Annotated in this window: 1 protein-coding gene; it reads left to right on the top strand. The window is 72.4% G+C overall.

Going from position 1 to position 735, the window contains the following annotated elements; translation table 11 throughout:
* Positions 1 to 735 (top strand): DUF222 domain-containing protein (locus ABEA33_RS27260; protein ID WP_345530351.1); only part of this gene is annotated, 735 nt, incomplete at both ends.

Raw genomic sequence — 735 nt, forward strand, 5'->3', positions numbered from 1 at the left:
CACGCCGACGAGCTGCAGGTCGGCCAGGAGGTGGGTGCCACGTCGACGGCGAACTGGCTGGCGCACACCACGAAGGAGACCCGACCGGCCGCGGCGCGGACGGTGCGGCTCGGGTACGACCTGGCCACGCACGACCTGGTCCGGGCCGCGTTGGCGCGCGGGGATCTGCGGGTCGAGCAGGCCCAGGTGATCATCCGCGCGGTCAAGGCTCTGCCCGAGGACCTGGACCCGGACCTGGTGATCAGAGCCGAGCGGCACCTGGTCGCCGCGGCGCAGGAGCACGACGCCCGCACCCTGAGGATCCTCGGACGCCGGCTGCTGGAGGTGGTGGCACCCGAGCTGGCCGATGCCCACGAGGCCGACCTCCTCGAGAGGGAAGAGGCCAAGGCGGCCCTGGCGGCCCGGTTGACGATGACCGACGACAGGCACGGCAAGACCTACGGACGGTTCACCCTGCCCACGGCGCAGGCCGCCAGGTTGCGGAAGATGCTGCTGGCGATCGCCGCCCCGAAGCACCAGGCCGCGACCCACGGAGCGGGCGCAGGTGTGGAACGCCGGCCGGGGCCGGAGCGGATGGGGAGGGCGTTCGCCGAGCTCATCGAACGCATCACCGCGAAACACCTGCCGAAGGTCGGCGGCACCGACGCCACCATCGTCGTGACCATCGACCTCGACACCCTCACCGGGAAGCTGGCGAAGGCAGGGGTCCTCGACACCGGCGAGCGGATCAGCCCC

Origin of the sequence: Nocardioides endophyticus, assembly GCF_039543845.1 — a bacterium.
Lineage (GTDB): Bacteria > Actinomycetota > Actinomycetes > Propionibacteriales > Nocardioidaceae > Nocardioides > Nocardioides endophyticus.